The sequence below is a fragment of the Paenibacillus sp. N119s genome, assembly GCF_059447605.1.
The window spans coordinates 1-12,368 of sequence record NZ_JCAJRU010000158.1 but is presented as its reverse complement, the minus strand read 5'-3'; the positions used below and the strand labels follow the sequence as shown (position 1 = coordinate 12,368).

The window sequence follows — 12,368 nt, the reverse complement described above, 5'->3', positions numbered from 1 at the left end:
TTCTTTCACTTCATTCATTTTTTCCAACAAGTGATGGATGGGCTGTTCGATCTCACGGGTCAGCAACCTGCCGCCCAGATAAGCAAAAGCTACACCGAATATTAAAATCATCCCCGCCCATGCCCAATAGGAACCGGAATCCGCAACATTCAAGTGTTCCAGCCGGATCTGTGTAGCTAAACAAAACAGAAATAGAGGAAATGCACCAATTAACGTTGCACTTAACTGAAATTTATGCCGCAGGGATAGCAGAACTCGTCCTCGCAGGGACAAGCTCAATCCATATTGCTGGTAGGTTCGATCACGGATTTCCTCCAGCAGTGGTTTGATTGCTCTCATGGTCAGGAAAAATTCAACCAGTGCATGCATGGAAGCGACCAGACAAGCTCCGATACAGGCAATTCCTACATAATAGAAGGGAAAGGCAAGCTGTCCAGTATGTATCATCCATAATGCAATGACAGCTGCCGGGATAGAGAAGCCTAACAAATGCGGCCCAACAATACGCAAAACTGACAAATTAGGCAGATGGTGAACCCGGATATACACCGCTTCTACATCCTTGAGCGTCTCCTGGTTGCCTTGAAAAAAACGCTGAACAGGTCTCAAATGCATTCGAAACACTATAATTTCACAAGCAATCATAATGACGCTGGAAAAAGCAACAATTTTGACAAGGCCCAAAAGCTCATAGCGGGCTACATTTAACGTGGAAAATACAAAAATCATACATACCAGTAGTACAGCAATAAATGAACCTATAATATAGTTCAGGATAACATGCTGAATAAAGCGCTTATAGATCGGCAAAATGCTACCCCTTCTTTCATCCGTACGCTCATAAGATATCTTTGTATTCAATATCGGAGTCCGGACGTCAAAAGTTAACCTTCTTGCTTGAGCAAATCCTAGGAAAATAACACTAGCGAGCGTTCCGCATTGGATTGCGGCTTTCGCAGGGCACCTTGGTCTGGCAAAGTCCACAGCCGGCACCTGATTTAGCCTCACCGCCGTTTAACACTGCCCACTTTCGTGATTCCTCGCCGTACACAAATTTCATGCAGGCGATTTTGTCATGACCGCCTTCCTTGCTGATGGCCTGCACCGGGCAGCGAGTAATGCACACACCGCAAATGCCTTTGCTGCACAGCAGACAGTTTGCAGTATGGCTCAGGTTCGAGGACAACCTGACATCAGGCGGCACCTGCAGATCCGTTACTACAGACAGCAGGCGTATAGCAATTCCCTTCTCGGTGATGAAGCCATCATTGATACTGAAGGTGCCCAGACCAGCTGCATACGCGATATGCCGTTCCGACCAGTTAGAAACCGGACCCTCTGTGGCACCGTGGATGCTGTACCAATCCGTATCCAGCGGTGACACCGCCCGGTAACCAAGCCCGGTCAGATATCCCGCCAAATGCTGCCTTGCCGAACGCACAAACTCTTCATCGCCAAAGGTCCGCAGCAGCGCCCACTCTCTGGAGGCTCTTGTCTTCTGCGCACGATTGGCCTTACGGATCGTCTCACTGATCGGCAGCACAACACTGACAACGCTACCTCCTTCAAAACTTCCTGTGCCGAAGGTTCGTTCGAAGGCTTCCTGTGGCGTAGCATGTTCGGGACCCACCACTGTTTTATAATCCTCAAACAAAGGATCATTGGCCGCAGCAAATTGAATAATCGGTTCCTCGTAGTAATGACTTTGCAATTCTTCGCAGAAATTACCCTTGTCTTCGCTCACATAGGCTTTCATCTCGGCTGCGATAAGTTCTTTCATGTCCGGTACGGGCAATACCATCCTATCCACATCCCTCTTCTTAGTTATTGTGAATCTTTCGACTGCTTTACACTTCTGCATCTTTTTTCGTGTATATACACGAAAAGACCAGCATGACCTCCCTTATGAAGTGAAGGCTAATCACAGACTCAACTTTTCAATTTTGGATAACAGTGCGGTCAAGATCTGCAAATCAGCGCTTCCGAGCGACTCCTGCAAAAAAAGCTGCGCCTCCTCCCAGAGCGCTGCTGCATCGTTATATACCGCTTTTCCACTCCCCGTCAGAGTAAGGCAGCGGTTTCGGCTTCCCTCAGCGGATGTATCCTCCACATACCCGCGTTGCTCCAGTGCCTTCAAATTGCGCACAAGCGTGGTTCGGTCGAGTCGCATCTCCAACGCTAATTCGCTTACGCTAACCGGTCCCAGCACCGTTAAGTGCTTGAGCAGCGAAAACTGACAAATATTGAGTCCACTTGGAGCCAGATATCGGTCATACAGCCCTGATACAGCCATCGAGGAACGACGCAAATTAATACAGGTGCAGACTGAGGGCGAGTTCTTCTGTGATGTTTTTTTGTCCTTCCTTGATGCAGCCATAGTTCTTGTTTCCTTCCATCTTTTCGTGTAACTACACTATTTCAGAATTTGCGTGCTTTGTCAGGGTAATTTGTCACAGCCTCCATTCTCTGCAAATACAAATAAGCTTAATCCATTGCAGAAAAGTGTATTTTCCAGTCTACAATCAAAAAATCCAAAAATGTCTTGTGTTTTAGAATCATTCTTGTTATACTGTACTGGTATGTATTAACCCCATAGGATTCCACGCAAGAAGCTATACTCCTAATCACCGCATGGAGCTTCTCCAAATTTTATGTATAACCCTAATGTAGAATTTTGAGCTTTTGCCGAAGATTTTCACATTCACACTGGCGCGGTCATCGGAGCCGCAAGGACGAAAGAGAGGTAGGGCTTTTGTCGTTTGGAAAATGAACAGAGGAATCAGACTGCCCCTTATGAACATGCTGACCATATAATACAAGGTAGCAGGGGTTAAATATATATTATGCCGTCAAACGATAAAGTTTGAGCAGGCTTTGCAGTATACGCAAGCTGCACCCGTCCTCCGGATGATCCCCGGGGGATTTTTCATATACGAAAATGATATCTATGAACAAAAAAAGTGACCCTGCCGATACATCGACAGGGTCTATAGCTTGATCAAAAAGGGGTTAATAAGGTCATTATAGTCTTGCTTTCTTAAAACTAAATGATATGCACCTTAAAAACTCATTAATTTTCCAGCTTTATATCGCTATTAATAATTCGTCCAATATTCCGTACTCCCGGACTGTGACGTTGGGGAAGTAAAACGTGCGGCTTCCACTTGGGCATGCCTGTAAGTTGAAGGACGCTCCCAACCTTCTAGTAAAACAATGTGCTGGGTCCCTGTGCTATTTTCCCAAGTGATATAGCGCTCTTGTTCCATATGTCGCAATGCGGCTGTAATTTCAGAATCCCGCCTGCCCGTTTTTGCAGACAATTCAGCCATTGTGGGCATGTGGCGATGTTGGGCAAAATAATTATACAAAATACGCAGTAGCTTCCGTTCCAAATCTGGCAGCATCATTATTCCTCCTACAAAGAACATATGTTCTCATTATAACACATAAAAATGCACCCTCCTACTGGAAGATGCAAGTGGGCTTGTATGCCCATGCTGAATTTAGTTTTTTTCCTTTTCCTGACGACCGACAGAGCGTAGCCACCAAGAGATTCCTGCAACGCTTCCAAGTGCCAGAACCGTCAAGAAAATAATATAAAACAAATGAAATGCACGATCACTCATGGCAATCGCCTCCTTACTTTATGTATACACTTTCCAGCTAAGCCTGTAAACCTCTTTTTGATCCCACCATCACATTTTCGCCAAACATTTGACAATAGATACTTACTTGGGTGCATCGGTGCACATCTACCCAAAATGGTTAATACCAAATAGGAGACTGGCTAAGGAGGTAATCGACTATGAAGTTTCTCTTGATCGTGATCATCATTGTACTGATCGTTGTTTTGCTGATGAGAAGACGCAGATGAACGAATACATCCTGTATGGCTAAATGAGAATGAAAAAAGGGCTTTCGGTATATTACCGAAAACCCTTTTTTCATTCGAGGTTAAGGCTGAACTACGCCTTGTTCCTTTTGTTATATTTAATAAAAGCAATCACAAGCGCTACAGCAAACAAGATTCCGCTGACTACCCATGTGGTCAGAAATGCCATCCCCAGACCGACATTAGCCCCCATGGTCGGGTGCTTCATGGCAGTAAGCACCGAGCCCTGCATCATAAATATGGTACAGAACAACACAACGGGCGCCAAAATAATCGTGCTTGCGGTCTTCCGACTACCAGATACTGCAATCACGCACAGAGCGGAAATCACCAAGATTACCCAATAGATAACTGTTTCCCAAATCGCAGAAGTGCCCACCAGTTCGACCTCTTTTCTATCCATCGTATATACCTCTTCCATTGTAACAGACGTCACACAGTGAACCAAGCCATAATTTGAACAGAAAAGGGCTAAACCCTGCGGACAATGTAAATAATGTATCGTAGCAGCTGGCCCCACATAGAAGAAATGAAAGGAATTGATCTTATGAGAAGTGCAAGTCCTTATGTGATTGTAAATGATGTGCAGCAGTCAGTCGACTATTACCAATCTGTTTTAGGCGGAAAAATCAAAGTACTGAACAAGCAGGAAGGCAGGCTTCTACATGCCGAACTACACCTGGGCAGCAGTCATATCCATTTTTCTGATTCCTACGGTAAACCACTGAAAGCGCAGCATGTCCAAATCATTCTTGACTGTGAAAGTGAGAACGAGCTTAAACAGGCTTACCATGCACTATCAGAGAAAGGTACCATTACCGTAGAATTACAAGATACCTTCTTTGGCGCGCTGCATGGCGAAGTAACGGATCATCTTAATCAGATTGGATGGGTCATGAACTATTTTAAAAGATGATCACGTTGAGCCATAGCCGAATATGTTTTGTAGCCACCATCAACGTTCCTTACCCGATAGCCTGATTGGGCCAGAATTCTGGCCGCTAGATAGCCGCGCAGCCCGACTTGGCAGGATACCGCGATCTCCAGATCACGAGGAATTTCCGACATTCGCTCTCTAATCTCGGCCAGAGGAATATGAATGGAACCTGGAATGGCTCCTCCCTGTAGCTCCACCGCATCCCGGACATCAATAACAAGACCACCATTGCGGTGAAAATCGTCAACTTCATGCCATTGTATCGTCTGGACCAGTCCATCCATAATATTCGAAGCTACGTAACCCGCCATATTCACAGGATCTTTAGCTGAAGAATAAGGAGGTGCATAAGCAAGTTCGATATCTGCCAATTCACGGACATTTAATTGACCGCGAATCGCCGTCGCAATAACATCAATCCTTTTATCCGCGCCATCAGCCCCAACAGCTTGTGCCCCGTAGATCATTCCGGTCTTCGGATGAAAGAGCAGCTTCATCGAAATGGGTGACGCGCCAGGATAATAACCGGCATGTGAACCGGGATGAATATGAATAGCCTGATATGGCACAGCCAGCCGCTGCAATGTTTTTTCATTGTTGCCTGTAGAAGCTGCGGTCAATGCAAAGGTCTTAATTACGGATGTTCCGAGCGCACCATCATAGGAGATCGCCTGACCATTAATATGATCCGCTGCCAAACGTCCCTGACGGTTGGCTCCCCAGGCCAGCGATACCATCGTTGCAAACCCATGATTGCGATCTTTGACCTGAATGGCATCCCCTACCGCATAAATGGACGGATCACTGGTTTGCAGCTGAGCATTCACCTGAATAGCGCCGCGAAACCCTAGTTCCAATCCGCATTGCTTGGCCAGCTCATTTTCAGGCACAACACCAATCGCCAGGATCACTATGTCCGTCTGAAGCATCTCCCCCGAGTTCAAACGAAGCTGTGTCCCCTGCTCTTCAAAAGCCGCGACTCCTTCCTCTAAACGCATCTCCACCCCGTTTAGCTTCATATGCTGCTCCACCAGTTTGGCCATCTCAGGGTCAAGCGGATTTAACACTTGTTGTCCCATATCAATGACGGTTACTGCAAGCCCACGCTCCCGCAAATTTTCAGCCATCTCCAGTCCAACAAACCCGGCCCCGATTACCGTGGCATGCTTGGGTTGCCTTTCATCTACATATGCCTTAATCAGGTCGGTGTCATGAATGTTTCTTAACGTAAATACATTTATAGCCTCATGTAATCCGGGAATGTCCGGTATCATCGGTTTAGCTCCCGGCGATAATACCACAATATCGTATGACTGCTCATCCGTCTCTCCTGTGATCATATCGCGGTAACGGACAAGCTTATGCTTGCGATCTATTTGTATTACTTCTTTTTGCACCCGTACATCTATATTAAAACGGTCTCTAATGCCTTGAGGCGTCTGAAGAAACAGCTTCTCCCGCGCCTGGATTGTTCCCCCAATATAGTAGGGAAGACCGCAATTTGCAAAAGAAACATGCTCACCGCGTTCAAACAGAATAATCTCGTCTTCCTCATTCCATCTACGCAATCTCGCTGCGGCAGAAGCTCCACCTGCTACCCCGCCAATAATAATTATTTTCCTACCCAATTACTTCCCCTCCTCATATACCCTATGGGGTATAATATATACCTATGGGGGTATGTTGTCAACAAACAAAAAAGACGGAGGTCACCCCCGCCTGCTCAAACCCTATACGAAACCCGCTTTGAATCAGAAATCACTTTGTGACTGCTACAAAAATTCCTATCTCACTGGGCTCAATAAACCGCCAATATTTGCTTGTTACTGTTGACTGGCCGCGATTGCTTGCTCCAGATCATACAAAATATCTTCTATTGCTTCGGTCCCGACAGATAGACGCAACAGTTCCGGTTTGACCCCGGCAGCCACCTGTTCCTCTGCATTCAACTGCTGGTGGGTTGTGCTTGCCGGATGAATAATCAAAGACTTGGAATCGCCTACATTCGCCAGATGAGAAAAAAGCTTCACATTTTCAATTAGCTTGCTCCCCGCCTGACTCCCGCCTTTAATACCAAAAGTCAGGATCGCTCCTTGTCCCCTTGGCAAATATTTTTGGGCTAACTCGTAGGATGGATGGCTCGGCAATCCGGAATAGCTGACCCACTCCACATCCTTGTGGCTTTCGAGATATTGCGCTACCTTCAGGGCATTCTGACTATGTCTTTCCAGCCGCAGATGCAATGTCTCCAACCCTTGAAGCAGCAGCCATGAATTAAACGGAGAAATGGCTGCTCCCAAGTCACGCAGTAATTGCACCCGTGCCTTGATAATATACGCGATAGGCCCCACCGCCTCGGTGTATACAACCCCATGGTAGCTTGGGTCAGGCTCAGTCAGTCCCGGGAAACGGCCACTGGCTTTCCAGTCAAACTTGCCGCTGTCCACGATTACCCCGCCAATAGACGTACCGTGTCCGCCAATGAACTTCGTTGCCGAATGCACAACAATGTCCGCTCCATATTCGATAGGACGCAATAAATAAGGGCTCGGGAACGTGTTATCCACAATCAGCGGAATACCATATTCGTGTGCAATCGCCGCTACAGCTTCCAGATCCAGCACATTGCCCTGTGGATTGCCAATCGTTTCGGCAAATATGGCCTTTGTTTTATCCGTAATGGCATGGCGGAAATTCTCCGGCTCATCCGAATCGACAAAATGCACCTTAATCCCCAATTTGGGCAGTGTGGTAGAAAACAGATTATATGTACCGCCATACAGGCTGGAGGCGGATACAATTTCATCTCCAGCTCCCGCAATGTTCAGAATAGAAAAGGAGATCGCCGCCATTCCTGAAGCTGTGGCCAACGCGCCAGCCCCGCCTTCCAGTGCGGCGATCCGTTGCTCGAGTACATCCGTGGTCGGATTCATCAGACGCGTATAAATGTTGCCGAATTCTTTCAGCGAGAACAAATCAGCCGCATGCTCGGCATCCCGAAATCCATATGAAGTGGTCTGGTACAACGGAACGGCGCGGGCAAAGGTATGAGCATCAATCTCTTGTCCGGCATGGACAGCGAGGGTTTCGAATGACAGCTTGCGTTCTTCTGACATGATTATTGCCTCCCTTGTTATACGTGCTGTATGAATCGTCTCTTCATGTATGCGTAATCTTGGATGATTTTTCAACTATTCTCGCACAAAAAGGACGATTTGGGAAGATAATTCTCATTATTCAGGTAGGATATTATTATTTTACTGAATGTTCAAGTTTCGGACCGGAAGGTTTTGCCCAAATGCTCACCCAGACCAAAATAATGGCGGAAATTATAGATGAGCGGACTCCACTTTGCCGGATCAATATGATTCTCACCGCGGATGATATCCTGATGAGCATGCACTTGTACAGCTTGGGTTTCAACGATCGCAAAATAAGGGGAATGGCCAGGAATCCGGATTTCTTTCACCCTGGCTTCGATTTGAATAGGGCATTCCCTGATTCGGGTGGGCCGGACTCTATTCGAGTCCATCGCAGTCAGTCCGCTGATCTCATACTTATCTTTGTGATATGTAAATCCATTTTTCTCTTTTTCCACTGGAACGGGATTCTTACCTGTAAAAGGAGCCAACCGTTCTACATTTTCCCACATGGAAGGTCCAGGAACATTGATTACACATTCGGGATGCCGCTCCATATTTTCTAATGCTTTGCCGCCTGTTCCAATGCCTAGTACCACACAATCTCCTAATGCCCACGAGGAAGAAATAGGGCTAATATTGGTCGTTCCATCCTCATTCAGCGTGTTGAGTAAAATCACAGGCGTTCCATAATATAAAATGCTAGGGGCTATCGTTTGTATGCTTGGGCTGACATTCAATTGATTTATTTGATTCATTGAGTCCATGTCCTCTTCTCCTTCTGTTCAGATCTGCCTCCTTATTGTAAAATGTAAACATTTCAACCTTCATCGAAGTATGGATTACAAAGGGGGATAATCGTGCCATGAGCACCAAATCAAATGTAGCCATGATCGCTTCTCTCGTCAGCGAGCCTTCCCGTGCAGCCATTCTCACCGCCCTATTAGACGGCAGATTCCACACGGCAAGTGAATTGGCCCATATGGCAGGCATCAAACCGCAAACCGCCAGCTTCCACCTGGCTAAAATGACCGAGTCACAAGTCGTTACCGTAGAAAAACAAGGGCGTCACCGTTACTATGGTATTCAAGATCCCGAAGTTGCCCAGGTGATGGAGTCACTTTTATCCATAGCCCCACGTGTTCCAATCCAATCATTCAAACAAGCCTCTGAAAACGAGGCCATACGGTTGGCAAGAACTTGCTACGATCATATTGCAGGTCATTTAGGCGTACAGATCATGAGTTTTTTCATGCAAAAGGGGATTCTTTCCGAGGATCAGGACGGACTTCATATCACTCAACAAGGAGAGAGTTTCTTCGCTGACTTTCAGATCAACCTCAAGAACACAAGACAAAAGCGTCGCTCCTTCTCACATAAATGCCTGGATTGGAGTGAACGACGCCATCATCTTGCCGGTGCCTTAGGAAAGGCTCTCTTGGATAGATTATTCGAATTACATTGGATCGAGCATCTGCCCACAACCCGCGCGATACGCATTACAGCCGAGGGTAAAAGAGGTTTTAAGGAGGTTTTTGAGATAGAGATCGGCTAGATAACTACAGATCTAGTCCTTTTCTTATTCCGTATTAAATGTTACTTACTGACCAACCTCCCTGAAGAACTCTATCATTTCGCTAAATGATTGCTTGGCTGAATATTCGTGATATCGGGGAGAGTACGGATCGCCGAATCCGTGCTGTCCGTTGAATTTATGTACCCGGATATTACGATTGTCTAAAGTTGAAATGAGCTCATCCACATTAAATGATCGTTCTTCCTGTGGAAAAAAAAGCAGTGTTGGGCAATGTGGAGTTATTTCTAAATAGTTTCGAATACGAGAGCCATAGTATCCTACGATTCCATCAACATATTTTTCTTGGCTGCACAGCCAGGCGATCGTTGCCCCGATGCTAAATCCGACGATCAATACCTTTTTATAGCGAGCTCGAATACTTAATAATAAGCCTTCGATATGATAGGTGGCGCGTTCAAATCCTACATTCCCCATAAAATGGGCATAGGCAGCCTCCTCTTGCGAATAGTCAAAAGGCGCTTCTTTGCCTATTAAATTGGGACAAATGACGTCATAACCCTCATCCGATAATAAGCTACAAAAATTTTGTATATGCTGGTTAATCCCATAAATCTCATGCAGCACGACAATTAGAATGCCCGACTTTTTATCTATGCTTATCATATTGCTCCTCCAACCAGGTTTGAATATGGGAAAACAAATCTCCCGGAAACGTATATTTATACTTAGCCGCTACCTCCAAGGATAACCGATTGAACAGCTCAAAGGATACAATCAGTGCTGCCCAACTATGATGGGGATCGTATTCCCCAAAAGATTTTTTCAAATCAGCAACGATCTCCTGCTCAGCCCATTCATTCAGAAACTTCCCTGCATGCCAAGTATCATCGGCTCCATGTAGGGCTTTGGCATGCCATTCTATCATTTGCAGCAATAATTGTTTACAGTCTGTATCTCGTTGCTTGGCTACCCACATATCATGGCGCAAAATTTGTTTAGCCACATATAGAGAGGCGAAGCAATACATATTAACAACCTGTAGAAAAGCCCTTTCAGATATCGGAGGCGTACGTGGGATCGTTGTGGTTTGGGGGATGATTAGGTGTCCATTTCCCGTCTTATCGAGCAGCATCCTTACCCCCCGCTGAAATCCTTCAGGAATACGCCCATTATTGATGATATGATCCAGATCGGACGTATGACGAAATACAAAATCAACCTCGGCTCCTGGGTCAAAGAGAACGAGTTTTTCCGGCTCTCCTTTTACCGTTTGAAATGCAAAACTGGTCTCATCATTAGAAGTGCCCCATTCCGATATACGCTCCTCAAGCACTTGATAAGCATTATTCACACTTTCTAGCCTCCCTTTTTTAGAAAATACTATATCCAATATGATTATTTCGCTATATATTTTTAATTAAAATTCAAAGAGATGTTTCTTGTGTACACACTTATCAAATCAATTTCCTCATCTTTATCCTGTGATATAATTCTTCATTATCATCGTATGGAAGGATGGTGCAGATGTCGGAGCAGCAAGTGTACGTCCGATTCCCAGAAGAGGTGGACGTCGCAGAATTAACAGCAATGTACAGACGCAATCGGGAGTTCTTTGATAAGTTTTCACCAGAACACCAAGAAGACCACTATACGGAGGAACACCAGCTTCAAACGATTATTAAAAGTAAGGCTGACATGGCGGAGGATCGGAAATATTCCTTCGTGGTGTGCCACAAAGAGGACGACCGGATTATAGGTAGTATAGGTCTATCTTTTGTGGTGAGGGGCCCCCTTCAGAGCTGTATGATCGGATACAGCTTAGACCAAGCTTATAACGGCAAGGGTTATATGACGGAGGCGGTGAAGCAGGTGGTTCGCTACGCTTTCGATGAACTAAAGTTTCATCGGATCGTCGGAGAAGCCTCTCCCTGGAACCCAGGGTCCATCCGTGTACTTGAGAAGGCTGGCTTTCACAAAGAAGGTATTTCTCGAAGCAACGTAAAAATTAATGGAAAGTGGGAGGACCATCAGGTTCTGGCGATTATTAATCCGGCAGAGGATATCTAAGCTTTCAGAGTAAACAATCGTTTAAGCACTGAGGTAGTAGATAGGAGGGCCAAATTACAATATTCTTATTATTGTAATTTGATTTTCAGTAAATTCTAAGGAGGTTATTATGAATTATCAATCCATCAAACTGAGAGAAAAGTTATCTAAGTTTAGTGAACATTGGTCTCCGAAAGTTATTGGTGAAATGAATGACTACCAATTTAAATTGGTGAAAATAGTGGGGGATTTTGTATGGCATGACCATCAAGATACCGACGAGGTCTTTATTGTCCTTGAAGGCGAGATGTTCATTGATTTTAGAGATGGGCGCGTACAGGTTTCCCAAGGTGAAATGTTTATTGTACCTAAGGGGGTCGAACATAAACCCTTCGCACAGGAAGAGTGCCATATCATGCTAGTAGAGCCGAGGGGTGTAGTAAATACTGGAGGGACGGAGTCAGAATTAACGGCAACCAATGATGTTTGGATTTAAATACATGAAAAGGAAAGGTTAATCAAATGACAACAGCGGCAGTCTGAGACTTTATTTTTTAAGCCTTGGTCCGCCGCTGTTTGATTTATTTTTTCTTATACGAATCTAATTCCGGAATTGAGCCGGAGATACTAGATCGTTCAGGAATTAGATCATTCAGGATTTTCTCCTACTACAAGATCTACGCGAAATTCAAGCTGGTCTCTCATAAAAATTTTTCCCGATATCTTGACTGATTCTGGCTTCATCTCCTCTACTATTCCCCCGTAATCCTCAAATGTCACGCGTAATTCCTCATCAACGGATACCACATATACATG

At 45.4% G+C, this 12,368-nt stretch carries 14 protein-coding genes and 1 pseudogene; 4 read left to right on the top strand and 11 right to left on the bottom strand.

All coding sequences use genetic code 11. The features are described from left to right. From AC5V8P_RS17325 to AC5V8P_RS17300, 6 genes and pseudogenes are all read right to left on the bottom strand, one after another. Nucleotides 1–810 (bottom strand): annotated as a pseudogene (locus AC5V8P_RS17325) (hypothetical protein); the annotation flags it as partial. A gap of 112 nt (nt 811–922) precedes the next feature. After that, entirely contained in the window at nt 923–1,801 is an 879-nt protein-coding gene (locus AC5V8P_RS17320; protein WP_064796696.1) for a hypothetical protein, read from the bottom strand. A gap of 120 nt (nt 1,802–1,921) precedes the next feature. Continuing rightward, nucleotides 1,922–2,377: a MarR family winged helix-turn-helix transcriptional regulator gene (locus tag AC5V8P_RS17315; protein WP_063211920.1), complete on the bottom strand. Its 456-nt coding sequence runs from the start codon at nt 2,375–2,377 to the stop codon at nt 1,922–1,924. Nucleotides 2,378–3,095: 718 nt separating this feature from the next. Then, nucleotides 3,096–3,404, bottom strand: coding sequence for a LexA family transcriptional regulator (locus tag AC5V8P_RS17310; RefSeq protein ID WP_064796697.1), 309 nt, complete (start codon nt 3,402–3,404; stop codon nt 3,096–3,098). A 99-nt stretch (nt 3,405–3,503) separates the two neighbouring features. Beyond that, complete coding sequence (locus AC5V8P_RS17305) at nt 3,504–3,626, bottom strand: hypothetical protein (protein WP_262348500.1); 123 nt, start codon at nt 3,624–3,626, stop codon at nt 3,504–3,506. A 339-nt stretch (nt 3,627–3,965) separates the two neighbouring features. Then, the gene (locus AC5V8P_RS17300; protein WP_063211924.1) at nt 3,966–4,295 is read right to left on the bottom strand and encodes a hypothetical protein; all 330 of its coding nucleotides are present in this window, start codon (nt 4,293–4,295) and stop codon (nt 3,966–3,968) included. 144 nt (nt 4,296–4,439) lie between these two features. Between AC5V8P_RS17300 and AC5V8P_RS17295 the strand changes: the two genes are divergently transcribed. Then, nucleotides 4,440–4,808 (top strand): VOC family protein, encoded by a 369-nt coding sequence (locus AC5V8P_RS17295; protein ID WP_064796698.1) that lies wholly within the window; start codon nt 4,440–4,442, stop codon nt 4,806–4,808. On the opposite strand, the gene AC5V8P_RS17290 is transcribed toward AC5V8P_RS17295, so the two are convergent. From AC5V8P_RS17290 to AC5V8P_RS17280, 3 genes are all read right to left on the bottom strand, one after another. Continuing rightward, nucleotides 4,793–6,457: a CoA-disulfide reductase gene (locus AC5V8P_RS17290; protein WP_064796699.1), complete on the bottom strand. Its 1,665-nt coding sequence runs from the start codon at nt 6,455–6,457 to the stop codon at nt 4,793–4,795. The genes AC5V8P_RS17295 and AC5V8P_RS17290 overlap by 16 nt on opposite strands. A gap of 195 nt (nt 6,458–6,652) precedes the next feature. Next, entirely contained in the window at nt 6,653–7,945 is a 1,293-nt protein-coding gene (locus AC5V8P_RS17285) for a homocysteine synthase (protein ID WP_064796700.1), read from the bottom strand. Between the two features lie 152 nt (nt 7,946–8,097). Continuing rightward, nucleotides 8,098–8,736, bottom strand: a complete 639-nt coding sequence (locus AC5V8P_RS17280) for a flavin reductase family protein (RefSeq protein ID WP_064796701.1) — start codon at nt 8,734–8,736, stop codon at nt 8,098–8,100. A gap of 98 nt (nt 8,737–8,834) precedes the next feature. Between AC5V8P_RS17280 and AC5V8P_RS17275 the strand changes: the two genes are divergently transcribed. Beyond that, entirely contained in the window at nt 8,835–9,524 is a 690-nt protein-coding gene (locus AC5V8P_RS17275; RefSeq protein WP_064796702.1) for an ArsR/SmtB family transcription factor, read from the top strand. Nucleotides 9,525–9,569: 45 nt separating this feature from the next. Here AC5V8P_RS17275 and AC5V8P_RS17270 read toward each other — a convergent pair whose 3' ends face one another. Beyond that, nucleotides 9,570–10,169, bottom strand: a complete 600-nt coding sequence (locus AC5V8P_RS17270) for a dienelactone hydrolase family protein (RefSeq protein ID WP_064796703.1) — start codon at nt 10,167–10,169, stop codon at nt 9,570–9,572. Next, nucleotides 10,153–10,857 (bottom strand): aminoglycoside 6-adenylyltransferase, encoded by a 705-nt coding sequence (locus AC5V8P_RS17265; RefSeq protein ID WP_064796704.1) that lies wholly within the window; start codon nt 10,855–10,857, stop codon nt 10,153–10,155. Before AC5V8P_RS17265 ends, AC5V8P_RS17270 begins: the two co-directional genes overlap by 17 nt. 173 nt (nt 10,858–11,030) lie before the next feature. Between AC5V8P_RS17265 and AC5V8P_RS17260 the strand changes: the two genes are divergently transcribed. Further along, nucleotides 11,031–11,573 carry a GNAT family N-acetyltransferase gene (locus AC5V8P_RS17260; RefSeq protein WP_064796705.1) on the top strand — a complete coding sequence of 181 codons (543 nt, stop codon included), beginning with the start codon at nt 11,031–11,033 and terminating at the stop codon, nt 11,571–11,573. 109 nt (nt 11,574–11,682) lie between these two features. Further along, nucleotides 11,683–12,048, top strand: a complete 366-nt coding sequence (locus tag AC5V8P_RS17255) for a cupin domain-containing protein (RefSeq protein WP_064796706.1) — start codon at nt 11,683–11,685, stop codon at nt 12,046–12,048. Nucleotides 12,049–12,368: the final 320 nt, after the last annotated feature.